This window comes from Streptomyces sp. NPDC008139 (assembly GCF_042957025.1).
Lineage (GTDB): Bacteria > Actinomycetota > Actinomycetes > Streptomycetales > Streptomycetaceae > Actinacidiphila.
Genome location: NZ_JBIBHM010000008.1, coordinates 364,400 through 388,148 on the forward strand (window position 1 = coordinate 364,400; position 23,749 = coordinate 388,148).

Below are 23,749 nucleotides of genomic sequence, written 5' to 3' on the forward strand. Positions count from 1 at the left end.
GCTGAAGTGCGCCGATCCCCCGCCAACAGCCCCGTGCCGGGCGGAAACTCCCGCGAGTCACAGCCTCCGCACAGTTATCCTTCTAGTCACACTTTCTTCCGTCACGTCCAAGGAGTCCGTCATCATCACCATGCGCAAGGGCCTTGCCGCCGCCGGAGTCGTGGCCATGATCGCCGCCGGTTCCGCAGCCTGCGGGACGGCCGCGGCCTCCAGCCCGGACACGAAGGTCAAGAACGCTTTCGAGAAGCTCAACGGCGAGAAGTCGCTGACCCTCGGGGTGCGCTTCGACGCCTCGGCGGACCAGATCTACACCGCGCTCCAGGGTGAGGAGGACTTCACCAAGGAGACGGCCAAGACGCTGGCCGACCTGCGGGTCGCCGTCGCCCTCAGCGCCGACAAGGCGTTCAAGGACCTCAAGGACGGCGACAAGAGCTCCTTCGCCTTCCAGCTCGGCGCCGACGGCTCCGGCAAGAAGAGCCTGGTCGACGTCCGGGCCGTGAACGACAAGGTGTACCTGCGCCTGGACCTCAAGGGCTTCGAGACGCTGATCGGCTCCTCCAGCAAGGACGCCACGCAGCTCAACGAGTTCCTCGGCATGGCCGACGAACTGCCCGCCTCGCTCGCCTCGGTGAAGTCCGCCCTCAAGGGCGACTGGATCAGTCTGGACCTGAAGTCCTTCGAGTCCTTCGCCAAGTCCATGTCGAAGGACGGCGACTCGCCGCTCGGCGCGCTCCCCGACACCAGCAAGGGCCTGGACGCCAAGACGCAGCAGCAGGTCGTGGACGCGCTGCGCAAGGCGCTGGTGAACAACGCCAAGTTCAAGGAGCTGGGCAACCACGACGGCGCCGACCACGTCGAGGTCACCGTGCCCGCGCGGCAGCTCGCCAAGGAGCTGGAAGGCAGCCTCGGTTCGCTGACCAAGCAGATCCCCGACTTCAAGCCGTCGGACCTGGAGAAGGTGCCGAACAAGACGGTGGCCGTGGACGTCGCCGTCAAGGGCGGCAAGCTCGCCGGGATCAGCCTGGACGTCGCCCAGTTCGACACCAAGGCCAAGGGCAAGCTGCCCCTGGTGGTCGACATCAACAGCGGCGCCGACCCGGTCAGCGCCCCCTCCGGCGCCAAGGTCCTCAACCCGCAGGACCTGATGGGCCTGTTCATGTTCGCCTTCGGCCACGGCGACGACAGCTCGGCGGACGACTCCGGCCTGGAGTCGTAAGCACCCGCGCGGAGCCGTGAACACCCGCGCGGAGCCGTAAGCACGGGCCCCGAGCCGTAAGCACCGGCCCGGGGCCGTACGACCTGCGGCCCCGGGAATCGCCTCACGTGCGCGGCCCGGTCACCAGGACGGCGGTTCTACAAACCGAGGCCGCGCACGCTCAGGTCGAGCAGCGCGCACACGAAGAGCGCGATTCCGATGAAACCGTTCACCTGGAAGAACGCCCGGTTGAGGCGGCTCAGGTCGTGCGGCCGGACGATCGAGTGCTCGTAGAGGAACGCCGCGCCGACGACCGCCAGGCCGATCCACCAGAAGACGCCCGCGTGGGTGGCGAGTCCGTACCAGACCAGCAGGCCCGTGGTCACGGCGTGGCAGACGCGCGCGCCGTACAGCGCGGCCGGGATGCCGAAGCGGGCGGGGACGGACTTCACGCCCTCGGCGCGGTCGGCCGCCACGTCCTGGCAGCCGAAGATCAGGTCGAAGCCGCCGATCCAGACGCCCACCGCGAGCCCCAGGATCACCGCGTCCCACGACCAGGCGCCGGTCACCGCGAGCCAGGCGCCGATCGGACCCATCGCCTGCGCGACACCCAGGATGGCGTGCGGGAAGTTGGTGAACCGTTTCCCGTACGGGTAGACCACCATCGGCACCACCGCGATCGGCGCGAGCGCCAGGCACAGCGGGTTGAGCAGCGCGGCGGCGCCGAGGAAGACCGCGACGGCGATCAGCGCGCCGGTCCACGCGGACCGTACGGAGACCGCGCCGGTGACCAGTTCGCGCCCGGCGGTCCGCGGATTGCGCGCGTCGATCTCGCGGTCGATGATCCGGTTGCACGCCATGGCGAAGGTCCGCAGGCCCACCATCGCGACGGTGACCAGCAGCAGCTCCAGCCAGTGCACCGAGCCGTCGTCGAGGAACATCGCGGTCAGCGCCGCGGTGTAGGCGAAGGGCAGCGCGAAGACCGAGTGCTCGATCATCACCAGCCGCAGGAAGGCCCGCACCGGTTCGCCGCCGCTCGCGCGGGGAGGCCCGGCCTTCGCGCTGCCTCCGTCCAGGATCGCCTCGCCGCTCACAGCCCGTACTCCTTCCAGCGCTTGGTCACCCGTTCCGCGGTCTCCGGGTCGGAGAGCACCATTTCCGGCCAGCCGCCGTCCCGGGTGTAGCCCTCCTCCGGCAGCTTACGGGTCGCGTCGATACCCGCCTTGCCGCCCCAGAACTGCTGGTACGAGGAGTGGTCGAGGTGGTCGACCGGGCCCTCGACGACGGTGAGGTCACGGGCGTAGTCGGTGTTGCCGAGCGCCCGCCAGGCGACTTCGTGCAGGTCGTGGACGTCACAGTCGGCGTCCACGACGATCACGAGCTTGGTGAGGGACATCATGTGCGCGCCCCACACGGCGTGCATCGTCTTCTGCGCGTGCTTCGGGTACTTCTTGTCGATCGAGACGATCGCGCAGTTGTGGAAGCCGCCCGCCTCCGGCAGGTGGTAGTCCACGATGTCCGGAATGATGACCTTCAGCAGCGGCAGGAAGAACCGCTCGGTGGCGCGGCCCAGCGGTCCGTCCTCGGTCGGCGGACGGCCGACGACGATGGACTGGAACAGCGGGCGCTTGCGCATGGTGACGCAGTCGACGGTCAGCGCGGGGAACGGTTCCTGCGGGGTGTAGAAGCCGGTGTGGTCGCCGAACGGCCCCTCCGGCAGCGTCTTCCCCGGCTCCAGCCAGCCCTCCAGCACGACCTCGGCGTGCGCGGGCACCTGGAGCGGAACCGTCTTGCAGTCGACCATCTCCACCCGCTTGTTCTGCACGAAGCCCGCGAACAGGTACTCGTCGATGTCGCCGGGGAGCGGCGCGGTGGAGGCGTACGTGACGGCGGGCGGGCAGCCGAAGGCGATGGCGACCGGGAGGCGTTCGCCGCGGCGCTGGGCGACCTGGTAGTGGTTGCGGCTGTCCTTGTGGATCTGCCAGTGCATGCCGATGGTGCGCCGGTCGTGCCGCTGGAGCCGGTAGAGGCCGAGGTTGCGGACGCCGGACTCGGGGTCCTTGGTGTGCGTCAGGCCGAGGTTGAAGAAGGAGCCGCCGTCCTGCGGCCAGGTGAACAGGGCGGGCAGCGCGTCGAGGTCGACGTCGTCGCCGGTGAGGACGACTTCCTGTACGGGGCCGTCCTTGATCTTCTTCGGCGGCACGTGCGTCATCCCGGCGAGCTTGCCGAACGCCTCCCGCATCCCGACGAAGCCCTGCGGCAGTTCCGGCTTGAGCAGCCCGGCGATCTTGTCGCTGATGTCGGAGTACGCGCTCAGGCCGAGCGCCTTCAGCAGCCGCCGGTCGGTGCCGTACACGTTCATCGCCAGCGGGGCGACCGAGCCGCGGACGTTCTCGAAGAGCAGCGCCGGACCGCCCGCCTTGTTGACCCGGTCGGTGATCTCGCCGACCTCCAGATACGGGTCGACCTCGGCCTTGATCCGCCGGAGGTCGCCGTCCTTCTCCAGGGCCCGCAGGAACGAGCGGAGATCGTCGTAAGCCATGGGCCCCAGTCTTCCATCCCGCTCCGGCGTCGGACGCGCCGCCTCGTTAGGCTGGGCGTCCTGAGCAATGTTCCGTGGGGGGCCTCTGTGCTGAAGTACCTGCCGTACCTGATGGTGATCGCGCTGTGGATCTATGCCTTCGTGGACTGCCTCGGCACTCCCGAGCGGGAGGTGCGCGGGCTGCCGAAGCTGGTGTGGGTGCTGATCATCCTGTTCTTCGGCGAGGTGCTGATCGGACCGGTGGCCTGGCTGCTGATCGGCCGGCGGCGGGGCCCGGTCCGGGTGCGCACCTCCGAGGGCGCCACGCCCTCGGAGTGGCACCGGGACCACGAAGGGACCCGCGGGCGGCACGAGGACCCGCGCGAGGTCGACGAGCCGCGGCCGCGTACCCGCCAGGTGTGGGTCGCCCCGGACGACAATCCGGAGTTCCTGCGCTCGCTCAGCGAACTGAACAAGCAGAACAGAGAAGGCAAGGACGGCGGCGCGGCCCCGTCCGAGGGCGACCAGTAGGACTCCGCGGGCGACCGGTGAGGAATCCGGCCCCGGGGAATCAGACCCCGGCGTACGAGTGCTTGCCGGTGACGAAGATGTTCACGCCGTAGTAGTTGAACAGGAAGCACGCGAAGGCGATCAGCGCCAGATACGCGGCCTTGCGGCCCTTCCACCCGGCGGTGGCGCGCGCGTGCAGGTAGCAGGCGTACGCGACCCAGGTGATGAACGCCCAGGTCTCCTTCGGGTCCCAGCCCCAGTAGCGGCCCCAGGCGGCCTGCGCCCAGATCGCGCCCGCGATGATGGTGAACGTCCACAGCGGGAAGACCAGCGCGTTCATGCGGTACGCGAACTTGTCGAGGCTCGCCGCCGCTGGCAGCCGGGACATGACGTCGGCCCAGCGGCTGTTCTGCGTGCGGTTGGCGGCCAGCGCCGTCTCGTAGCGGTCGCGGAACAGGTAGAGCAGCGTGCCGACCGCGGCGAGGTAGAAGATCGCGCCGGAGATGATCGCGCACGACACGTGGATCCACAGCCAGTACGAGTGCAGCGCGGGCACGAGCTGGTCGCTGGAGGTGTAGAGCACCGACAGGGCCAGGCCCAGGTCGAGCAGGACCGTCGTGGTGAGGAACAGACCGATCCAGCGGACGTTCTTCTTCAGCACGAGCAGCAGCAGGTACGCGCCGACGGCGACCATGCCGAAGGTGGTGGAGAACTCGTACATATTGCCCCACGGGGGGCGCTGTACGGAGATGGCGCGGAAGAGGACGCCGCCGAAGTGCAGCAGCCAGGCGAGGGCGGTGAAGGCCACCGCGATCCGCCCGTAGAGGTCGCCCTTCTCGTCCTCGCCCGCGGCGCCGGGGCCGTCGGCGATGCCGCGGTCGCTGGCGGAGGCGCGGGTGATGACCTTGGGGACGGTCCGCGGGCGCGGGCGCTCCAGGGTGGTGGTGGCGCCGCCGCGCTGGGCGACCTTGACGGTGACCGCGGGGGCCGCCGCCTTGGCCGCCTCGGCCTCGCGCGTCTCCGCGGCGAGGGCCGCGGACTGCACGGCGACCTTGCTGCGGCTGCCGAAGACCCACTCCGCGAGGTGCGCGAGGAAGGCCAGCGCGTACACGAACATCGCCGAGCGAATCAGGTAGTTGCTGTAGTTCGCGAAGTTCTCGTTGACCGCGGACGCGATATTCACGCGCGGGCTCCTTCGTCGTCTGTCCGGGGGGTTGACTCTACGGTGACCGGATTGTCCGGTTGATCGGTGCCCTCGCCGGGGCTCTCGACCGTGTTCTCAGCGACCTCGGCGGTCTCGGCGGTCTCAGCGGTCTCGGCGGTCTCGGCGGTCAGGTCAGAACTCCCGACCGGGTCCTCGTCCTCGTCCTCGTCCTCGTCCTCGTCCGGGAGGGCCGGGGCCTCCGGCTGGAGCTGGAGCGCGATGTCGCCGATCTCCTCGGCGATCCGCACCGACTCGCTGCGGCCGAGGCCGCCCATCTCGACCACGGTGGTGCCGTCGGGGCCCGGCACGGCGCGCACCCAGATCCTGCGGCGCTGGATGAACAGCGAGCCCATCAGGCCGAGGATCGCGGCGACACCGCTGATCAGCGCGGTCTCGTTGCCCGACTGGTGGGAGACCTGGAAGCTGGCCCAGGTCTTGACCCCGGTGAAGGTGAGGCTGCCCGCGCCGTCCGGCAGGGTGATGGCCTCGCCGGGCTTGAGCGCGACGGCGTTGATGCCGGGCGTCGAGGTCTCCAGCTTGAACTGCTTCATCTTCGTCGTGTCGAGCTGGTAGACGTTCTTGGAGACGCCCCCGTCGATGCCGAGGTCGCCGTGGTAGGCGTTGAGGAACAGCAGCGGGCTCTCCAGGCCGGGGAAGAACGAGCGCGGGCCCTGGCCCGCGTCACCGGTCGGCGTGAAGTAGCCGGTGAAGGCGAGCTGCTGCGGCTTGCCGTCCTTGCCGACCGCGTCGGGCACCTTGATCGTGCCGGTGGACGTGATGTTGCTGTCCTGCGGCAGGAACGGCACCGGGCCCCGGAAGGCCACATTGCCCTTGGCGTCCTTGACGGTGACGATCGGCGCGTAGCCGTGGCCGATCAGATAGACCTTCTCGCCGCCGATGCTCAGCGGGTGGTTGGTGTCGATCGTGCCCTTGACGGGCTTGCCGTCGGCGCCGTCCCAGTAGTGGATGTTGGCCTTGAAGACCCGCGGGCTGCCGATGTCGGGGCCGCTGGTCTCGTACGCGGAGTCGAAGCTGTCGAGCTTGAAGCCGAACGGCTTGAGATCGTCCGCGGTGTAGAGGGTGGACGGCGAGAAGTCGTCGTACTGCGTGAGGTTGTTGGTGAAGCCGTCGCCCTCGACGATCAGCTTGCCGCCCTCGGCCTTGTTCAGCGAGGTGACGGCGAAGGAGATCAGCAGGCCGAAGAGCGCGATGTGGAAGAGCAGATTGCCGGTCTCGCGCAGGTAGCCCTTCTCCGCGGCGACCGAACCGCCGCCGCCCTTGCCGTCCTTGCCGGTGCCGTCGCTCAGCGCGGTACGGAACCGGCGTCCGCGCAGCGCCTTGTGCGCGGCGTGCAGCACCTGCTCGGGCTCGGCGTCGGTGCGCCAGGTCGAGTACGCGGGCAGCCGCGTGAGGTGGCGCGGCGCGGCCGGCGGCCGGGCCCGGAGCTGGCCGACGAACTGCCAGGTGCGCGGGACGATGCAGCCCGCGAGGGAGACGAACAGCAGGATGTAGATCGCCGCGAACCACGGCGAGCTGTAGACGTGGAACATCCCGAGCCGGTCGTACAGCGGGCTGATGCCGGGGTGGGTCTTCTTGAACGCCTCGACCTTGAGCGCGTCGGAGTGCTGCGGGATCAGCGAGCCGGGGATGGCGGCCAGCGACAGCAGGAAGAGCAGGACCAGGGCGATCCGCATCGAGGTGAGCTGCCGCCACATCCAGCGCAGCAGGGCGAGGGTGCCGATCGCGGGCGCGCTGCGCAGGGTGTCGACGGGCTGGGTGCTGAGCTGCGCGCCCGCGGCGCCCAGCCCCTCGCGCTCCTGAGGCGCTTCGCCGCCCGTGCCCTTGTCGTTGCCCTCGCGCGGCTCGCGCTCGGTTTTCTCCGTGACGCTCATGGGTCAGACCCCTGGGGTGAAGCTGCTCGACCAGATCTGCATCTGGTAGGTGATGTGGTCCCAGACGCCGGTGACGAGGAGGACGCCGACCGCGACGAGCATCGCGCCGCCGGCGCGCATCACCCACACGTAGTGGCGTTTGACCCACGCGAACGCGCCGAGCGTACGACGGAAAGCTAGGGCGGCCACGATGAACGGCACACCGAGGCCCGCGCAGTAGAACGCCATCAGCAGCGCCCCGCGGCCCGCGCTGGCGTCGTTGAAGGCCAGCGCGTTGACGGCGCCGAGGGTGGGGCCGACGCAGGGCGCCCAGCCGAGGCCGAAGAGCAGGCCGAGCACCGGCGCCCCGGCCAGGCCCAGCGCGGGCCGGTAGTGGAAGCGGAATTCGCGCTGGGTCAGGCCGCCGACGATGCCCATGAAGGCCAGGCCGAGGACGATGGTGAGGCCGCCGAAGATCTTGGAGAGGATCTGCCGGTGCACGAGCAGTTCCGCGCCGAAGTTGCCGAACAGGGCGCCGCCGGAGACGAACAGGGCGCTGAAGCCGAGCACGAACAGCGACGAGCCCAGCAGCATCCGGCCCCGCTTGGCCTCGGCGAGGTCGGTGCCGGTGACGCCGGTCACGTACGACAGATAGCCGGGGACCAGCGGCAGGACGCAGGGCGAGAAGAAGGAGATCAGCCCGGCGAACATGGCGATCGGGATGGCGGCCAGCAGCGCCCCGGTGAGCACCGTCTGGTTGGGGTCGGTCGCGGCGCTCAGGGTGACGACCGCGGCGGCGGCGCTTGCCTGCACGTCACTTCTCCGCGATGAGCGGGTCGATGATCCGGTGCAGGTCCTCGACGCTGAGCGGCTTCAGCGCGCGGACGGCGAGCTTGCCCTGCCGGTCGATGACGAGCGTGGCGGGCAGGCTCTGCGGGTTGAGGCTGCCCTTGGGGAAGCGCAGGATCAGCGAGCCGTAGGGGTCGTACAGGCTGGGGTACGGGATCTCGAAGCGCTTGTCGAAGCGTTCGGCGTTGGAGACGTCCAGGTCCCGGGTGTTGATGCCGAGGAACTGCACGCCCTTGTCCTTGTCGGCGTTGGCGACCTCGGCGAGGTTCGGCGCCTCCGCGCGGCAGGGCGCGCACCACGAGCCCCAGATGTTGACGACGACGACCTTGCCCTTGTACGCGGCCAGGCTGTCCGTGCCGCCGGTGACCGTCTTGCCCGAGATGTCGGGGGCGGGTTTGCGGTCGGCGGCCTTGAGGACGTTGATCTCGCCGGTGCCGCCCATGAAGTTGGTGTTGTCGGTCCCCGAGGTCGAGGTCGACGAGCAGGCGGCCGTCGTCATCGCGAGCGCGGCGGCCCCGACGAGTGCCGCGGCACTGCGGGGAAAGCGGCGTCGGAGGGCGCGCGTAGGACTCATGTGAAAAGTTTCGCATGGGCCTTCGCGCGATCTTCCACGCCCCCGACGCCAACCCCAAAAACGGCAATTGCCCCAAGTAAGGATCAGGTAGTCGCGGTTCCGGCGCCGACCGGCGCCTTGCCCGAACTGCTGGTCCCGCCGCTGCTCACGGCGGGGGCGGCGAGGAATTCCCGCCAGCCGCCGGCGGGCGACTGCCCGACCTCCAGCGTCCTGAGCTTGTCCAGGACGGCCGGGTCCTGCGCGTCCAGCCAGTCCACGTACTGCCGGAAGGACACCATGCGGATGTCGCCGTTGTTCGCCTTGTCGCGGGCCGCGGCGACGTGCTTGAACGCTTCTTCAACGGCGTCCATGTAGATCCCGCCGTTCCACTGCTCGAAGTGGTTGCCGATGTAGAACGGCGCGCGGTTGGTCGAGTACGCCCGCTCGAAGCCCGCGATGTACGAGGCGGTGGCCTGCCGGCGCCAGCCCGGGTAGTTGGCCGGGTCGGACTTGGTGGCCGCGTGCGACTGGTTGGCGAGCATGTTGTAGTCCATGGACAGCACCTCGAAGGAGTGTCCGGGGAACGGGATGAGCTGGAGCGGCAGGTCCCACAGGCCGCCGCGCTTGGAGGGCCACACCTGGTTGCCGCCCGGCGAGCTGGCGTCGTACCGCCAGCCGAGCGCCTTCGCGGTCGGCAGCAGATTGTCCTGGCCGAGCAGGCACGGGGTCCGGCCGCCGACCAGCTCCTTCTCGTAGTCGAAGGGCAGCGGGTCCTGGTCGTGCCAGCCCGTGCTGGTCTTCCAGCTCTTCACGAACGACTTGGCCTGATCGATCTCGCTCTTCCAGTCGGTCGACGTCCAGCGGCCGACGGTGCCGCTGCCGCCGCAGAAGTGACCGTTGAAGTGCGTGCCGATCTCGTGGCCGTCCAGCCACGCCTGCCGGATGTTGTCCAGCGTCATCCGGACGTGCTGGTCGGTGAGGTAGCCGATGTCCGAGGCGCCCTGCCGGTTGTTCGGCGGCGCGTACTGGAGCTTCTTGCCCTCCGGCAGCAGGTAGAGCCCGGACAGGAAGAAGGTCATGGACGCGCCGTGGTTCTCGGCGAGCTTGCGGAAGCGGGGGAAGAGGCCGTTGCCGACCTCGCCCGCGCCGTCCCACGAGAAGATCACGAACTGCGGCGGCGCCTGGCCGGGCTCCAGCCGCTCGGGCCTGGGCTGGTTGGGCTGCGCCCCGGTGTACGCCGTCGATCCGTCGCCGATGAGGGTCACGGTCTTCTTCGGGGCCTGGCGGCCGCTCGCCCCCGACTTCTCGCCGGTCTTGCTCGCCACCGGCGTCGCTCCGCCACCGCTCACCCCCTTCCCCGTACCGCAGCCGGCGACGCCGAGCCCGGCCGCCGCCGCCCCGGCGCTAGTGGTCAACAGGGTCCTGCGGCTCATGGCGCACATCGTGGAACGGTCCCGTCTCTCGGCTTCTCCGGCCTGACGGCCGAGTGGGCAGAAAAGTGGTCACCCACCATGACGTTCACAAGTTCCTCGCGGTTACCTGGCATGCGGCAAAACTTGCCGAGGTTCCCTCGGGTGGCTCCTACATATCACTGAGGCGGTGGAGGCGCACTGACGCGCGGCCAGGCTCTTCGGGGTGCCGCTAGAGGAGCCGGGTGGGGACCAGGTCACGCGCGGCTCTTCGGGGTGCCGCTAGAGGAGCCGGGTGGGGACCAGGTCACGCGCGGGCTCGCTGTAGCCGACGGAGACGATGCGGTCACCGTCGTAGGTGAAGGAGGTCAGGGACGCCAGCGTGCACTGACGGCGGCGCGGGTCGTGCCACAGGCGGCGCCGCTCGGCGTAGCTGCGGGCGATCCAGATGGGGAGCTGGTGGGAGACGCAGACAGCCTCGTGCCCACGGGCGGCGTCGCGGGCGGCGGCCAGCGCGGCCGTCATCCGGACGACCTGGTCGACGTACGGCTCGCCCCAGCTCGGCCGGAAGGGATTGGTGAGGTACTTCCAGTTCGCGGGCTTGCGCAGCGCCCCGTCGCCGACGCCGAAGGTCTTCCCCGCGAAGACGTTCGCCGCCTCGATCAGCCGCTCGTCGGTGCCGACCTCCAGCTCGTGGGCGGCGGCGATGGGCGCGGCGGTCTCCTGGGCGCGCTCCAGCGGGGAGGCCACGACGTAGGTGATGTCGCGCGAGGCCAGGTGCTCGGCGACCCGGTCGGCCATCTTGCGGCCCAGCTCGGACAGGTGGAAGCCGGGGGCGCGCCCGTACAGGATGCCGTCGGGGTTGTGCACCTCGCCGTGCCGCATCACGTGGACAACGGTCATCTCGCTCATGCGTGGGCCTCCGCGGCGGCGCGTGCGGCGGCGGGCAGCGCGGCGGCGATCCGCTCCACTGCCCGCTCGTCGTGGGTGGTCGACACGAACCAGGACTCGAAGGCGGAGGGCGGCAGATAGACGCCCTGCGCCAGCATCGAGTGGAAGAAGCCGGTGAAGCGGAAGGCTTCCTGCTTCTTCGCGTCCTCGAAGTCACGGACCTCGTCGTCCGTGAAGAAGACGGAGAACATGCTGCCCGCGGTCTGCACGCGGTGCGCGACCCCCTCCTTGGTCAGCGCGGCGCCGACCAGCTCCCGGATCTCCACCGACACCGCGTCGACGCGCGCGTACGCCGCCTCGTCGAGCAGCCTGAGCTGCGCGAGGCCCGCGGCGGTCGCGACCGGGTTCCCGGAGAGCGTGCCCGCCTGGTAGACGGGGCCCGCGGGCGCGAGGCGGCTCATCACGTCGGCCCGGCCGCCGAAGGCCGCGGCCGGGAAGCCGCCGCCCATGACCTTGCCGAAGGTCATCAGGTCGGGGCGCACCCCGTCGAGCCCGTACCAGCCGGAGCGGCTGACGCGGAAGCCGGTCATCACCTCGTCGGAGATGTAGAGCGCGCCGTCGTCGGCGCAGAGCTGCTTGAGTCCGGCGTTGAAGCCGGGCAGCGGCGGGACGACGCCCATGTTGCCGGGCGACGCCTCGGTGATCACGCAGGCGATCTCGCCGGGGTGCGCGGCGAAGGCGGCGCGTACGGCGTCCAGGTCGTTGTACGGCAGCACGATGGTGTCCCCGGCCTGCGCGCCGGTCACCCCGGGGGTGTCGGGCAGGCCGAAGGTGGCCACGCCGGATCCCGCGGCGGCCAGCAGCGCGTCCACATGGCCGTGGTAGCAGCCCGCGAATTTGACGATCTTCGCCCGGCCGGTGAAGCCGCGCGCGAGCCGGATCGCCGACATCGTGGCCTCGGTGCCGGACGACACCAGCCGTACCTGCTCCAACGGTTCGACCCGCGCGACCATCTCCTCGCCGAGCGCGACCTCGCCCTCACCGGGTGTGCCGAAGGACGTACCGCGCGTGACCGCGGCCTGTACGGCGGCGATCACCTCGGGGTGCGCGTGGCCGAGAATCATCGGTCCCCACGAGCAGACGAGGTCGACGTACTCGCGGCCGTCGGCGTCGGTGAGATAGGGGCCCGTGCCGGACACCATGAACCGGGGCGTGCCGCCCACGGCGCGGAAGGCCCGCACCGGGGAGTTCACACCGCCTGGTGTCACGGCCGCCGCGCGGTCGAAGAGTTCCTGGGACACTGGTGCTTCGTACGGATAGCTCACATGCACATGCTCTCAAATGCCTGGCGTTGCGCGGCAACGTCTCAACCCTGCATCTGAGACGATGATCGGGTTGCGTGGTTGGGTCTGCGGATGGTCGGGTAGTGGAATGCAGCAGGGCGGTGGCGGACCGAGCGAAGGACCGGGCGAGCACGAGCCCGAACGCGCCCGTCCCACCGGCAGGCGACGCCGTCCCGCGAACCCCGCCGACCGTGTACCGGAAAACCGTTCAACCGCGAGCGAGGGCAGGAGCAGGGGTGGCCGAGTGGGGGTGACCTACAAGTACTTCGGTGCGCCCGACGGCGCCACCGCCGCACGCGTCCCGATCTCCATGCGCCCCGAGGAACTCGGCGGCGACGAACTCGGCCACGGCATGTACACCAAGGTCAAGCCGGAGACGATGGCCGCGATGGTCCTCACCGGCATCGAGGGCATACCCCCCGCCAAGGTCCCGCCGCTCGAACTGGTGGTGCTGCACCCGGACTACGCGGTGGTACGGCTGCCGCACTCGGTCGTCGAGCCGCTGCGCACCGCCAACGAGGAATCGCTGGGCGCCGCCGCCTTCATATGGTCCACCGTGCCGGACCGACGCGGTCCGAGAGACGCGTTCGTGATCTACCAGATGCTCCATGAATGGCAGGATTTCGCCCGCCGCTGCGAGGAGTCCGGTCACCAGCTCTACTGTCTCGTCTGGCCCTGACCGGCCGCCCCTTCCTCTCGCGTCTTCCTCGTTCTTCCCCGCCTTCGCGGACCTACGCCGCACACTCGCGCCCGACCGCGCGCCACCGCGCGCCTTCTCCGGGCCGCCCGGATTGCGCGTTTCCGGCCAACTGGTGACTGGCGGATCACCGCAACGGCCTGCATGCGCCAAATACCCCCCGCAATACGGGATATCGCACCCTCAAGCGCTCAATTTCCCGCGCGCGCCACCGACTCCTCGTACAGCTCGATGTCGGCGAGGCCCGAGCCGGGCGTCACCAGACAGCTCACGAGAACCTCGTGCTTCTGCGCGGGCTCGGCGCACTGCCAGGTGCCCGCGGGGACGAGCATCTGGAGATGGGTGACGGGATAGTCATGTCCCGGCCCCAGCAAGGTCGTTGAAGCCTTCGCCGAGCCGTTCTCCACCGGGGCCCCGCCGGTGCCGCCCTGCCGCAGCCGGAGCTGGCCGCCACGCCGCCACAGCCACAGCTCGTCCGAGCTCACCCGGTGCCAGGACGACCGCTCACCCGGGCTGAGCAGGTAGTGGATCAGCACGGCGGTCGGCCGGACACCGTCGAGACCCGGCACGGGCACCTCGACCGGTGAGGTGTAGACCCGGCCGTACCAGCCGCCTCCGGGATGGGGCTCAAGGCTCAGTTCATGCGCGGTACGCGGACGTAGACCCATATGACACCTCCTGCGCCACTACGGCTGCGCCCGCGGAGGCGGACGCCGTACCGTCGCGGCGACCGTACCCCGCGGGGGCGGCGGCACCGTAATCAGGCCGTCTTCAGCGCCTTGATCACGCCGTCTTCGGCCACGCCGTCTCCGGCCACGCCGTCTCCGGCCACGCCGTCTCCGGTCACGCCGTCTTGAGGCGAAGGATCAGGGTGATCACCGACAGCACCGCGAGGAAGGCGGGGAAGGCGGCGACCTGTGCCGGGTCGTGGACCTTGAGGTGGGTGCCGGTGGCGCCGATCAGCAGCAGGACGGCGCCGGCCGCGGCGGCGACGCCGAGCGGGGCCCAGGCCAGACCGATCAACAGGCCACCGCAGGCGGCGATTTCGAGCAGGCCGATGGCGCGGGAGAGGGACGGGGACAGGCCCAGGTGCTCCGCGGTCTCGGCCGCCTTCGGGTGGTTGATCACCTTGAAGGTGCCGAGCGCGGCGAAGACCAGCGCCAGGACGAGGGACAGCACGACGGTGACGGCGAACATCGGGGCTCCGGGGTAAGGGGAAGGCTTACGGGGACGCGTACGGCCGTCAGATCCAGCTCGACAGCCGGCCGAGCTGGGGGATGATGTGCGCTTCCTCGAGGTCCAGGTGGGCCGCGAGGTGGTCGGCGAGCGCCTGGACGGCGTCCTGCGCCGTGGCCCAGTCGGCGTCGGGCAGCGCGCCGACCGACGTGATCATCGCGTCGAGCAGCGAGCCGAGCGCCAGGTGGTCCGCGGTGAGCCTGTCGACCACCGGGCGCAGTTCGGGGGCGATGCGCAGCACGGCGGGGAAGATCCGGAAGTCCTCGATGGAGTGGTGCGCGTGCACCGTCTGGCAGTACATGTCGCAGAACGACTTGAGCTGCCAGGCCGCTTGACGCAGCGTCAGGTCGTCCATGCGGGCGTGGACTTCGCCGAGCGCGGCCGGGTCCTTCGCGGCGAGCAGCCGCAGGGCCTGGCCGAGCGAGTCCAGGTCGCGGCGCAGGGCGGCGTGCGCGCCGAGCAGCGTACTGACCATGGCGCGGCCCGCGGGCGTGGTGGCCGTACCGCCGCCGCTGCCCGTCGCCGGGGTCTGGGGCGTGCTCATCGGTTCGCGCCTTCCTTGCTCACCGCTTCGCGGACCGCCGGGACGACCTCGGCGTGGAAGGTCTCGATCTGCCGGGCGTGGTCGGCCATCGGGGTCAGGACGAAGGCGCTGACGCCGCCGTCGAGGACCAGTTCGGTGAGCCGTTCCGTCCACGCGGCGCTGCCCTCGTTGAAGGGCGCGCCGCCGTTTCCGTCGATCCGGCCGATGATGTTGTAGAGCCGCCGGACGTCGGACGGGGCGCGGCCCGCGGCCGAAGCGGCCTCGTCCATGCGGTGGTTGAGCGCGATGACCGCGGCCGGGTCGAGGTAGGGGAAGCTCGGCAGCCAGCCGTCGCCGAGCCGCGCGGTGACCTCCAGCATCCGGGGCCGGTACGCGCCGAGCCAGATGCCGATCGGGTGGGCGGGCGCGGGTCCGGGGACGACGCCCTCCAGGCGGTAGTGCTCGCCTTCGTACGCGGCGGGGGCGTCCCCGGCCGCCCACACCCGGCGGATGACCGCGACGGCCTCCTCCAGGGCGTCGATGGCGACCTTGGGCGAGCGGCGCGGGCCGCCCATGCCGCCTCCGCCGTGGTCGGCCGCGGCTCCGGCGCCGAGGCCGAGTTCCACCCGGCCGCCGCTGATCAGGTCGAGCGAGGCGGCGGCCTTGGCGAGCATGGCCGGCGGGCGCAGCGGGAGGTTCGCCACGTCGGGGAAGAGCCGGATGCGCTCGGTGCGGGCGGCGAGCACGGACAGCAGCGTCCACGCCTCCAGGGCGGCGCCCATGTAGGGGTGGTCCATGAGGCCGAGTAATTCGAAGCCGCGGCTGTCGGCGAGTTCGGCGAGCCGGATCAGTTCGTCGATCCGGGCGGCCTCCGGGTTCAGCGCGATGCCGAATTCCAGCGGGTGGACGCGCTCGGCAGTCGTGGGGGCGGGTGCGGTCACGGGCTCGGACATGAGTGGTCTCTCCGGGAGTTCGGCGTGAAGTCGTTGTCATTAAAGCCGTCGGCCGCGGGCCCCCGCTGTACCGTTGGCGTGACGGTAATTGACGCTGGGCGTCAGGAAAACTGACGGTGCCCCGGGGCGGGAGGGACTGCGGCGTGCTGGACGTACGGAAACTGCTGCTGCTGCGCGAGGTGGAGGCCCGGGGCTCGATCGCCGGGGCCGCGCAGGCGCTCAACTACACGCGGTCGGCGGTCTCCCAGCACCTGTCGGCGCTCGAAGCGGAGACCGGGGTGCCGCTGCTCGACCGGACGAACGGCAAGGCGACGCTGACCGCCGTCGGCCGGTTGCTGGTCAGGCACGGCGAGGACATCCTGTCCCAACTGGAGACCGCCGAATCGGAGTTGCTGGAATTCAGCGGACAGGTCTACGGCGACCTGCGGGTCGGGATGCCCTTCCACGAGGGCCCGGCGCTGCTCGTGCCGGTGCTGGCCGGGCTGCGGCGCGACCATCCCAACCTCCGGATCACCTTGCACGACGTCCGCAGGAGCGAGGCCCGGCAGGCCGTGCGGCTCAATCAGCTCGACCTGGTCGTCGCCTCCCGCTACGACCAGATCCCCGAGCCGGACGTGCCGGGGCTGACCGAGGAGCCGGTCGCGGGTGACCGCATCCGGCTCGCGGTGCCGCCGGGCCACCCGCTCGCGGAAGAGGGCGGGGCCGGGAAGCCTCTGCCGCTGGCCGACTTCGCCCGCGACCCCTGGATCTACGACGAGGGCTCGGCGCTCGGCCGGCTGACCCTGCACGCCTGCCACGGCGCCGGGTTCGCCCCGGACGCCGTGGCCGAGACCGACGACATGCAGGCCGTCCTCGGCCTGGTCTCCCACGGCTGGGGCGTCGCCCTCGTCCCCGACCTGGTCCCCGACCGCCCCGGCTTCCCCGTCGTCCGCGTCACCCCCGCCGCCCTCACCCTCACCCGCCACGTCACCCTCGTGGCCCGCACCGGCACGATCGCCTGCCCCTCGATCTCCGCCGTCCTCACTGCCGTGAGGTCCCTGGTCAACACCCGCCCCCCGACCCCCGCAGCCCCCACCCCCCACTGACCGCGGCCCCCGGCCGGCGAGACCGAGCCCGGCGCCTCGACGCGCCCCGCAGGCCGCACGTGCCCGGCACGGTCGGTCGTGCGCGCCGAGGCCGGACTGGCCGGGGCGGGCCCAACGCGTCGCCCTCCCGGGGAAAACCCGGGCCGGCGCCTCAGCGCACTCCCGCTGACCGCAAGGCCCACGCGACCGTGGGACCGGCGCGGTCGACCGAGCCGTGTCGGCCTGGCCGCCGCACCGGCACTGCCTGCCGCGCCTCGGCCGAGGTCCCGCTGGCCGCCGCGCGCCGACGCATCGGCGAACGCTCCCGGCCGGGGCGGCCGGGGCGGCCAGCGAGGCCGGTGCCTCGGCGCACCCGCACGAGCGGCGCGGCCCGCAGGGGCCCGCTGAGACCGGACGCGGGCCGCGCGCGGCGCGGGGGGCGATTCGGCTGCGGGCCAGGAATCGTAGACCCGCCCGGAGGGCTATTTGTGGCCGGTTACCAGGGCGACGGGGCCGTCGAGGGGTTGGGCGGAGCAGGAGGTGAAGCCGGTTTCTTCCAGCCAGCGGACGCAGTCGGCGCCGGTGTAGTCGAAGCCGCCGGGGCTTTCGAGGAGCATGTGGAGGCTGGTGAGGAGGCCGAAGGCGTTGACGCGGCGGTCGTCGTCGATCATCGACTCGTAGACGACGACGGAGCCGCCGTCCGGCAGGGCCTCGTACGCCTTCTTCAGGAGCATCCGCTTGGTGTCGAGGTCCCAGTCGTGCAGGACGCGGCCGAAGACGACGACGTCGGCGGTGGGCAGGGCGTCGGTGAGGAAGCTGCCGGGCTCGAAGCGGAGCCGGTCGCCGAGCCCGGCGCGCCGTACCGTCTCGTGGAAGGTGGGCGCGACGGCCGGGAGGTCGAAACCGGTGCCGCGCAGGTGCGGGTGCGCGGTCAGTACGGTGTTGAGCAGGATGCCCTCGGAACAGCCGATGTCGACGACGCTCGTGACGTCCGCCCAGGCGAAGGCGGCGGCCAGCGCCTGCGAGGCGGCGAGCGAACCGCCGGTCATCGCCTTCTGGAAGCGGCTGGTCAACTCCGGGTCGGCGTACAGGACATCGAAGGGATTGCCGTCCGCTCCCCCGACGTTGTTCTGCGGCTCACCGGTCCGCAGCGCCTCGGTCAAGTGCCCCCAGGACTGGTACCACTGCTCCTGCGCCATCTCCAACAGGCCCCCGATGTACGTGTCCTGGGCGCGGTCGAGGAAGGCCGCCGTGTCGGGCGTGTTCGCGTACACCCCGTCCGTCCGCTCCAGCAGGCCGAGCGCGACCTGGCTGTCGAAGAAGTCGCGGGCGCCGCGCGGGTGCAGACCGAGGCGGGCGGCGAGCGCGAAGGCGTCGGCCGGGCCGTGGGCGGCGAGGTCCGAGTACACCCCCAGCTCCACGGCGGTCAGCAGCACCTTGGACTGCCAGAATCCGAGGCCGAGTTGGACCAGTCGGTCCTGGGCGTTGCCGACGGGCGGGCGGGACGCAGTGCTCACGGCGTGTCCTTCCTGGGGTGGGGTACGGGGCGCGGGCGGGTGGGTCACGGGGTCACAGCACGACGGCGGGGAAGGGCGGTGACGGCAGCGGCACCCGGCGTCTGAAGACCGTGGCAGCCGTGGCGGCCGTGGCGCGAGCCCCCGCGCGCGGGTAGCTGCCGAGGAAGCTGGCTCGCGCCCCGACGTCGGACAGCGCGGCGACGGCGTGGCGGACCCGCTGGTCGTCGATGTGGCCCTCGACGTCCACGAAGAAGCGGTAGTCGCCCAGGCGCAGCCCGGTCGGCCACGCCTGGACCCACGCGAGGCTGACGCGTCCCGCCGTGAAGACGGACAGGATCCCGGGCAGCGCGGCCGGTGTGCCGTCGCCGGCCGACACCAGCAGGGACGTACGGTCCCTGCCGGTGCGGGCGGGCGGCACCCCGGCGCGGCGGACCATGACGAAGCGGGTCACGGCGTTCTCGCGCTCGCCGATGTCGGTGGCGAGCACGCGCAGCCCGTACCGCTCGGCGACGGCCGGCGCCGCGACGGCCGCGTCGCGCGGGTCACCGGACCCGGCCAGGTCGCGGGCGGCGCCCGCCGTCGAACCGGCGGCCTCCGTCACGGCGTTCGGGAGCTTCAGACCGAGCCAGCGCCCGCACTGGGCGAGCGCGTGCGGGTGGCTGCGGACCCGCTCGACGCCGTCGAGGGTGGCGCCGGGCAGGCCCAACAGCGCGAAGCTGACGCGCAGTTCGGTCTCGCCGACGATGTGCAGGTCGTCGGTGGCGGCGGCGAAGCCGTCGAGGGTGGCGGGGACCACGCCCTTCAGGGAGTTCTCCACCGGCACCATCGCGGCGGCGCAGTGGCCGCGCCGTACGGCCTCCAGGGCGTCGGCGACGGTCGGGTACGGCTCGCACACCGGCGCCGACCCCGGCCCCGGCACCCGCGTGCCGAGCGCGGAGCGCAGCGCCGTCTCCGTGAAGGTGCCCTCGGGCCCCAGATAGGCGTACCTCATGAGGGCCGCTCCCTCAGCTCTCGATGAGGCGGTGGAAGAGGACGGTGTCGAAGATGTCCTCCATGGCGGTGGCCCGGCCGTCGCGCATCGTCCAGGAGTGGACGAACTGAAGGGTCTCGGTGTGCCCCGTCAGCGAGGTGACCTGCCGGATGCCGAAGACCACGATCCGGTCGCCGGACTCGATGACCTCCAGCGGTTCCAGGCGCATTCCGCCCAGCACGGTGGGGACGTGGGCGAGGAACTCCTTCACGCCCGCGTGCCCCTTCTTCGTACCGCCGAGCCCGTAGGTGTCCATCCCGTCCGGGTGCACCCAGTCGACGTCCGGGTGCAGGGTCGCCAGCAGCCCTTCGACGTCGCGTTCCGCGAAGGCGCGGTAAGCGGCCCGGACCGCCTCGGAGTTGCTACGCCCGGACACCGGCGCCCACCTCCCCGGCGCTGTGCTCGCGCAGGTGCCCGGGGTACATCGCGGCCAGGGTGCGGCGGATGCCGTCGCGCCAGCCGACCTCGCAGGGGCCGGTCAGCTCGCGGCGCAGCGCCGGGTCGAACTGGTAGGTCTCGCGGGTGACTTCGGACGGTACGAGCGTGGCGGTGACCCCGGTCAGCTCCTCCAGGTACCGCACGCAGTCGGTGATGCCGACCGCTTCGTCGCCGCCCCAGTTGACGAGCGTGGTGGGGACGGCGGCGGCCTCCCACAGGCGCGGGACCTGGCGTACGAGGTCGTCGGTGTAGAGGAGCGAGCACCAGTTCTGGCCCTCGACGGGCACGGGGATCGGCTCACCGGCCAGCATCCGCTTGAAGTAGAGCATCGGGACGCCGCCGTAACCGCCGGGTCCGTAGGCGATGTTGAGCCGCGCGATGGTGGTCGGCAGGCCGAGCACCTGGCCGAAGGCGCGGACGGTGCCCTCGGCGGCGATCTTCCCGACCGGGTACGCGGGCAGCCAGTCGGCCTTGCCGTCCACGGGGTCGGTCTCGGTGTAGCGGTGGTCGAGGGTCTGGCGGGCGTAGAGCGCGCCGGTCGACACGTACAGGAACGCGTCGGCGCCGCGGCAGTGGGTCATCAACCGCCCGGCGGCGATGGAGTTGACGGCGACGGCCGCGTTGAAGTCGCCGTCCTCGCCGCGCCGGACGGCGCAGTGGACGACGTGGGTGAAGTCGTCGGGGAGGCCCTTGAGGGTGTCGGGGCCGAGGTCGTCCATGTCCCAGCGGAAGGTGGTGATGCCGCTCGCGGTGAGTTCGGCGGCGACGCCGGGGGTCCCGAAGCGGCCGAGACACCAGACGTCGTTGTCGGCTGCGAGCGCTTCGGCGACGGGCCTGGCGACCTGCCCCGTGCCGCCGGTGACCAGGATCTTCTTGCCCTTCACGGTGTCACGTCCCCGGTGTCGGTGTCTGCGTCTGCGTCTGCGTCGCCCATGGCGCGGTCCAACTCCCTGCGCAGGATGGCCTGGAAGGCGGCGACGTGCTGCGGGCCCATCAGCGTGTAGTGCTCGCCCGGTACGTCGATGTAGTCGTTGGGCCCGGTGGTGTAGTCGTCCCAGCGGCGCAGTTCGTTCTCCAGCCAGTCCTGCTTGGTGCCGCGCAGCGGGACGGCGTAGAAGACCTTCATCGAGCGGACGGTGCCGCTCGGCTGGTAACCGCGGCCCAGGTCCGTGAGGCCGTCGGCGAGTTCGGCCCAGGCGGCGAACTTCTCGGCCGTCAGGTCGAGTTCGGCGAGCCGGTCGGCGGGGGCGATGTCGATGAAGTGCTGGAGCTGCCGTTCGCGGGGCAGCCCGCGCAGGGTGCCGGGGATCTCCAGCGACTGCTTCTTGTTGATCAGGGCCAGGAAGAAGGCGAGGTTGGCGGCGGTCTCGACGAAGTCCAGTTCCTCCATGCGGTACTTGATGTGCGGCGGGAGGTTGAAGCTGCCGACGAAGTCGACGCGTTCGCCCTGCGCCTCAAGGACCTTGGCGATCTCGAAGGCGACCGCGCCGCCGTAGGAGTAGCCCGCGACCGCGTACGGCCCGTGCGGCTGCTTGGCGCGGATCGCGTCCACGTAGGCGGCGACCATCTCCGCGAAGGTGGCGAAGGGCTTCTCGCCGCGGTTGAAGCCGCGGGCGCGCAGCGCGTAGAAGGGCCGGTCGGCCACGAAGTACTTGGCGAGGTTGACGAAGACGAGGACTTCGCCGACGCCGGGGTGCACGCAGAACAGCGGGGTCTTGCCGCCGCTGAGCTGCATGGGGACGATCGGGTCGTACGGCCGCTCGCCGGTCGTGGTGTCCCCGGCCGCGAGGTCGGCGGTGATCCTGGCGGCCAGGTCGCGGACGGTGGGGGCGGTCAGCACGGTGATGATCTGGAGGTCGGCGACGCCGAGGCGCCGGGCGACGCTGAGCCGCAGCCGCAGGATGTCGAGCGAGGTGCCGCCGAGGTCGAAGAAGCTGGCGGTGGCGCTGATCCGGTCGGCGGTGGTGTCGAACATCTCGGCGTAGATCGCGGCCAGTAGCCACTCGGTCTCGCCCTCGGGGGCGGTGTAGCCGCCGAGTTGACGCGAGGTCAGTTCCTGTACGGCCGCGGTGGCGGCGGCGAAGTCGCCGTTCTCCAGGCGCTTGCGCAGCAGGGAGCGCTGGATCTTGCCGAGGCTGGTCTTGGGGAAGGCGCTCTCGGGCAGCGGCAGCAGCAGCGCGGGGCGGAAGCCCCAGTGCATGACGACGGTGGAGCGGACGGCGGTGAGCAGCCGGAAGAGTCCGGCTTCGTCGGCCGCGGGGATCTCGGGGTGGAAGGCGACGACGAGCTGTTCGGTGTCGGCGCCGGGCACGCGGGTGGGGAAGGCGGCGACGAACGAGCGGGCGACGCCGTCCAGTTGCTCCAGGGCGGTCTCGATGTCGTGGCTGTAGTAGTTGACGCCGTTGACGATGACGCTGTCCTTGCTGCGGCCCACCAGGGTGAGCCGTCCGCCGTCGATCCGGCCGAGGTCGCCGCTGCGGAACCAGCCGTCGGCGGTGAACGCGTCGGCGGTGGCCTGGCCGTTGTTGTAGTAGCCGCCGGTGATCATCGGCCCGCGGAGCTGGAGTTCACCGACCTGCCCCTCCGCCAGCGGCCGGTGGCTCTCCTCGTCCGCCACCCGGATGGCCAGGCCCTCCACGGGCAGCCCGAGGTTGGCGAACTCCTGCCCGGCGTCCAGTTCGGGGAAGCCGGTGGAGTAGACGCTGCCCGCGCACGTCTCGGTCATCCCGAAGGCGGGCCACAGCGCGAAGGACGACAGGCCGTACGGGGCCAGCTCGTCGAGGAAGGTACGGCCGGTGGCGCACACGATGGCCTCGCCGCCGCTGATGATGTGGCGCAGGCGGGACAGGTCGAGCGGCTCGCCGCCGCTCGCGGCCTCGGTGACCGAGGACGCCCCGCTCACGGCCGCGTTGACCAGGCCCAGCAGGAAGTTGGGCGTGAAGGTCATGGTGACGCGGTGGCGGGAGAGCAGCCGCAGGAAGTCCAGCGGCTCCTTGAGCACCACCTGCGGCTCGACGTGGAGTTGGAGCGCCCCCGCGTACAGCGGCAGCAGGTGGCACTCCAGCAGCGCCGCGACATGGTCGAAGGACACCCAGTTCAGCGAGGTGTCGGCGGGGGTGAGGCGGTGGAAGCCGTTCTTGCCCGCCATCGACGCCAGCAGATTGGCGTGGGTGAGCATCACGGCCTTGGAGTTGCCGGTCGAGCCCGAGGTCAGCACCAGCAGCGCCAGCTCACCGGGCTCGGCGTCGTACAGCTCTGCGGCGGGCTCGTGCCCGCGCAGCCCTTCCAGCGGTACGGCCGACAGGCCCGGCACCCGCGGGAGTTCGGCGGCCAGCGCCTCGTCGGCGATCAGCAGCGGCTTGTCGAGCAACTGGTCGACGTGCGCCAGTTGGGCCGCCCAGCGCTCCGGGTCGCCGCGCAGCGGCACCAGCGGGCAGGGCACGAGGCCGCCCAGCAGGCAGGCCCAGAAGACGGTGAGGAATTCGTGCGGGCGCTCCACCAGCAGCGCGACCTTGTCGCCCGCGCGCAGTCCGTGTGCGCGCAGCCCGGTGAGCAACCGGCGCGCGTCGTCCACTAATTGCGGGTACGTCTGGAGCCGGGTGGATTCACCGGCCATTCCGTGACAGTAGCGGATGCCCGAGTCCTGGTGCTTTTCCGCGGCGCGCAGCAGCAGGTGCGCGATATTGCGGACGTTCTCGTCGGCGGCGGGGTTTTCCGAAGCCTCGCGTAATCGCGGCGCATTGGACATGACTGTGCCGGGTCCTTTCGTCGCACTGTCCGGTTCACCGAGGGAATCCGTGTCAGCAAGCAAGTCCCTGAGCAGCACAGTTGACCGGCGAAGGCGTGACGCCGACACCGTACCGATGTAGCACAGGGGTAACGAAGGAGGTACCTCAGGCAAACTGCCGGAAACACTCGACATTGAGAGAACCGGCCAGCGCGGAT

Annotated in this window: 22 protein-coding genes; 4 read left to right on the forward strand and 18 right to left on the reverse strand. The window is 71.0% G+C overall.

All coding sequences use genetic code 11. The features are described 5' to 3' along the window. Positions 1-130 precede the first annotated feature (130 nt). Positions 131-1,216, forward strand: a complete 1,086-nt coding sequence (locus ACFZBB_RS19630) for a hypothetical protein (protein WP_391123821.1) — start codon at positions 131-133, stop codon at positions 1,214-1,216. A gap of 137 nt (positions 1,217-1,353) precedes the next feature. Here the strand turns inward: ACFZBB_RS19630 and mqnP are convergent, their stop codons facing one another. Together mqnP and ACFZBB_RS19640 are read right to left on the reverse strand one after the other, a co-directional pair. Further along, a complete protein-coding gene (mqnP, locus tag ACFZBB_RS19635; protein ID WP_355340734.1) occupies positions 1,354-2,271 on the reverse strand; it encodes a menaquinone biosynthesis prenyltransferase MqnP in 918 nt (305 codons plus the stop codon). Positions 2,272-2,285: 14 nt separating this feature from the next. Continuing rightward, on the reverse strand, positions 2,286-3,737 hold the full coding sequence (locus ACFZBB_RS19640) for a menaquinone biosynthesis decarboxylase (RefSeq protein ID WP_355340524.1): 1,452 nt from the start codon (positions 3,735-3,737) through the stop codon (positions 2,286-2,288). 87 nt (positions 3,738-3,824) lie between these two features. Here ACFZBB_RS19640 and ACFZBB_RS19645 point away from each other — a divergent pair, with 87 nt between their 5' ends. Further along, positions 3,825-4,247 carry a PLDc N-terminal domain-containing protein gene (locus tag ACFZBB_RS19645; protein WP_391123824.1) on the forward strand — a complete coding sequence of 141 codons (423 nt, stop codon included), beginning with the start codon at positions 3,825-3,827 and terminating at the stop codon, positions 4,245-4,247. A gap of 40 nt (positions 4,248-4,287) precedes the next feature. On the opposite strand, the gene ccsB is transcribed toward ACFZBB_RS19645, so the two are convergent. The 7 genes from ccsB to hemL form a co-directional block, all read right to left on the reverse strand. Next, on the reverse strand, positions 4,288-5,409 hold the full coding sequence (gene ccsB / locus ACFZBB_RS19650) for a c-type cytochrome biogenesis protein CcsB (protein ID WP_391123826.1): 1,122 nt from the start codon (positions 5,407-5,409) through the stop codon (positions 4,288-4,290). Next, entirely contained in the window at positions 5,406-7,322 is a 1,917-nt protein-coding gene (locus ACFZBB_RS19655) for a cytochrome c biogenesis protein ResB (protein WP_391123828.1), read from the reverse strand. Before ACFZBB_RS19655 ends, ccsB begins: the two co-directional genes overlap by 4 nt. A 3-nt stretch (positions 7,323-7,325) precedes the next feature. Next, positions 7,326-8,012: a cytochrome c biogenesis protein CcdA gene (locus ACFZBB_RS19660; RefSeq protein WP_391123981.1), complete on the reverse strand. Its 687-nt coding sequence runs from the start codon at positions 8,010-8,012 to the stop codon at positions 7,326-7,328. 103 nt (positions 8,013-8,115) lie between these two features. Beyond that, positions 8,116-8,724 carry a redoxin domain-containing protein gene (locus tag ACFZBB_RS19665; RefSeq protein WP_391051954.1) on the reverse strand — a complete coding sequence of 203 codons (609 nt, stop codon included), beginning with the start codon at positions 8,722-8,724 and terminating at the stop codon, positions 8,116-8,118. Between the two features lie 83 nt (positions 8,725-8,807). Further along, entirely contained in the window at positions 8,808-10,145 is a 1,338-nt protein-coding gene (locus tag ACFZBB_RS19670) for a hypothetical protein (RefSeq protein WP_391123830.1), read from the reverse strand. 249 nt (positions 10,146-10,394) lie between these two features. Continuing rightward, on the reverse strand, positions 10,395-11,024 hold the full coding sequence (locus ACFZBB_RS19675) for a histidine phosphatase family protein (RefSeq protein WP_391123832.1): 630 nt from the start codon (positions 11,022-11,024) through the stop codon (positions 10,395-10,397). After that, positions 11,021-12,328, reverse strand: a complete 1,308-nt coding sequence (gene hemL / locus ACFZBB_RS19680) for a glutamate-1-semialdehyde 2,1-aminomutase (RefSeq protein WP_391123834.1) — start codon at positions 12,326-12,328, stop codon at positions 11,021-11,023. The genes ACFZBB_RS19675 and hemL overlap by 4 nt, the downstream gene beginning before the upstream one ends. A 106-nt stretch (positions 12,329-12,434) precedes the next feature. Here hemL and ACFZBB_RS19685 point away from each other — a divergent pair, with 106 nt between their 5' ends. After that, a complete protein-coding gene (locus tag ACFZBB_RS19685; protein ID WP_391123836.1) occupies positions 12,435-13,025 on the forward strand; it encodes a hypothetical protein in 591 nt (196 codons plus the stop codon). 209 nt (positions 13,026-13,234) lie between these two features. On the opposite strand, the gene ACFZBB_RS19690 is transcribed toward ACFZBB_RS19685, so the two are convergent. The 4 genes from ACFZBB_RS19690 to ACFZBB_RS19705 all read right to left on the reverse strand — a co-directional run bounded on the left by ACFZBB_RS19690 (position 13,235) and on the right by ACFZBB_RS19705 (position 15,755). Further along, complete coding sequence (locus ACFZBB_RS19690) at positions 13,235-13,711, reverse strand: cupin domain-containing protein (protein WP_391123838.1); 477 nt, start codon at positions 13,709-13,711, stop codon at positions 13,235-13,237. Between the two features lie 175 nt (positions 13,712-13,886). Next, complete coding sequence (locus tag ACFZBB_RS19695) at positions 13,887-14,240, reverse strand: DoxX family protein (RefSeq protein ID WP_391123840.1); 354 nt, start codon at positions 14,238-14,240, stop codon at positions 13,887-13,889. Positions 14,241-14,286: 46 nt separating this feature from the next. After that, positions 14,287-14,823, reverse strand: a complete 537-nt coding sequence (locus ACFZBB_RS19700) for a hemerythrin domain-containing protein (protein WP_391123841.1) — start codon at positions 14,821-14,823, stop codon at positions 14,287-14,289. Beyond that, complete coding sequence (locus ACFZBB_RS19705) at positions 14,820-15,755, reverse strand: LLM class flavin-dependent oxidoreductase (protein WP_391123843.1); 936 nt, start codon at positions 15,753-15,755, stop codon at positions 14,820-14,822. Before ACFZBB_RS19705 ends, ACFZBB_RS19700 begins: the two co-directional genes overlap by 4 nt. A gap of 143 nt (positions 15,756-15,898) precedes the next feature. Between ACFZBB_RS19705 and ACFZBB_RS19710 the strand changes: the two genes are divergently transcribed. After that, positions 15,899-16,840 (forward strand): LysR substrate-binding domain-containing protein, encoded by a 942-nt coding sequence (locus ACFZBB_RS19710; protein ID WP_391123845.1) that lies wholly within the window; start codon positions 15,899-15,901, stop codon positions 16,838-16,840. A gap of 461 nt (positions 16,841-17,301) precedes the next feature. On the opposite strand, the gene ACFZBB_RS19715 is transcribed toward ACFZBB_RS19710, so the two are convergent. Genes ACFZBB_RS19715 through ACFZBB_RS19735 form a run of 5 tightly spaced genes read right to left on the reverse strand, consistent with a single transcriptional unit; the run spans position 17,302 to position 23,552 of the window. Next, the gene (locus tag ACFZBB_RS19715) at positions 17,302-18,336 is read right to left on the reverse strand and encodes a methyltransferase (RefSeq protein WP_391123848.1); all 1,035 of its coding nucleotides are present in this window, start codon (positions 18,334-18,336) and stop codon (positions 17,302-17,304) included. A 52-nt stretch (positions 18,337-18,388) separates the two neighbouring features. Beyond that, complete coding sequence (pheA, locus tag ACFZBB_RS19720) at positions 18,389-19,327, reverse strand: prephenate dehydratase (protein ID WP_391123849.1); 939 nt, start codon at positions 19,325-19,327, stop codon at positions 18,389-18,391. 13 nt (positions 19,328-19,340) lie between these two features. Next, positions 19,341-19,742 (reverse strand): nuclear transport factor 2 family protein, encoded by a 402-nt coding sequence (locus ACFZBB_RS19725; RefSeq protein WP_391123851.1) that lies wholly within the window; start codon positions 19,740-19,742, stop codon positions 19,341-19,343. Further along, positions 19,729-20,688 (reverse strand): NAD-dependent epimerase/dehydratase family protein, encoded by a 960-nt coding sequence (locus ACFZBB_RS19730; protein WP_391123853.1) that lies wholly within the window; start codon positions 20,686-20,688, stop codon positions 19,729-19,731. The genes ACFZBB_RS19725 and ACFZBB_RS19730 overlap by 14 nt, the downstream gene beginning before the upstream one ends. Then, positions 20,685-23,552, reverse strand: a complete 2,868-nt coding sequence (locus ACFZBB_RS19735) for an alpha/beta fold hydrolase (RefSeq protein WP_391123854.1) — start codon at positions 23,550-23,552, stop codon at positions 20,685-20,687. Before ACFZBB_RS19735 ends, ACFZBB_RS19730 begins: the two co-directional genes overlap by 4 nt. Between the last annotated feature and the right edge of the window lie 197 nt (positions 23,553-23,749).

What these genes read in the sequence shown, in the direction of transcription:
- ACFZBB_RS19670 (WP_391123830.1), bottom strand. Translation starts at nt 10,145, where the DNA reads ATGTGCGCCATGAGCCGCAGGACCCTGTTGACCACTAGCGCCGGGGCG.
- ACFZBB_RS19700 (WP_391123841.1), bottom strand. Translation starts at nt 14,823, where the DNA reads ATGAGCACGCCCCAGACCCCGGCGACGGGCAGCGGCGGCGGTACGGCC.
- ACFZBB_RS19655 (WP_391123828.1), bottom strand. Translation starts at nt 7,322, where the DNA reads ATGAGCGTCACGGAGAAAACCGAGCGCGAGCCGCGCGAGGGCAACGAC.
- pheA (WP_391123849.1), bottom strand. Translation starts at nt 19,327, where the DNA reads ATGAGGTACGCCTATCTGGGGCCCGAGGGCACCTTCACGGAGACGGCG.
- ACFZBB_RS19735 (WP_391123854.1), bottom strand. Translation starts at nt 23,552, where the DNA reads ATGTCCAATGCGCCGCGATTACGCGAGGCTTCGGAAAACCCCGCCGCC.
- ACFZBB_RS19690 (WP_391123838.1), bottom strand. Translation starts at nt 13,711, where the DNA reads ATGGGTCTACGTCCGCGTACCGCGCATGAACTGAGCCTTGAGCCCCAT.
- ACFZBB_RS19695 (WP_391123840.1), bottom strand. Translation starts at nt 14,240, where the DNA reads ATGTTCGCCGTCACCGTCGTGCTGTCCCTCGTCCTGGCGCTGGTCTTC.
- ACFZBB_RS19675 (WP_391123832.1), bottom strand. Translation starts at nt 11,024, where the DNA reads ATGAGCGAGATGACCGTTGTCCACGTGATGCGGCACGGCGAGGTGCAC.
- ACFZBB_RS19705 (WP_391123843.1), bottom strand. Translation starts at nt 15,755, where the DNA reads ATGTCCGAGCCCGTGACCGCACCCGCCCCCACGACTGCCGAGCGCGTC.
- ACFZBB_RS19630 (WP_391123821.1), top strand. Translation starts at nt 131, where the DNA reads ATGCGCAAGGGCCTTGCCGCCGCCGGAGTCGTGGCCATGATCGCCGCC.
- ACFZBB_RS19640 (WP_355340524.1), bottom strand. Translation starts at nt 3,737, where the DNA reads ATGGCTTACGACGATCTCCGCTCGTTCCTGCGGGCCCTGGAGAAGGAC.
- ACFZBB_RS19665 (WP_391051954.1), bottom strand. Translation starts at nt 8,724, where the DNA reads ATGAGTCCTACGCGCGCCCTCCGACGCCGCTTTCCCCGCAGTGCCGCG.
- ACFZBB_RS19685 (WP_391123836.1), top strand. Translation starts at nt 12,435, where the DNA reads ATGCAGCAGGGCGGTGGCGGACCGAGCGAAGGACCGGGCGAGCACGAG.
- ACFZBB_RS19660 (WP_391123981.1), bottom strand. Translation starts at nt 8,012, where the DNA reads ATGTTCGCCGGGCTGATCTCCTTCTTCTCGCCCTGCGTCCTGCCGCTG.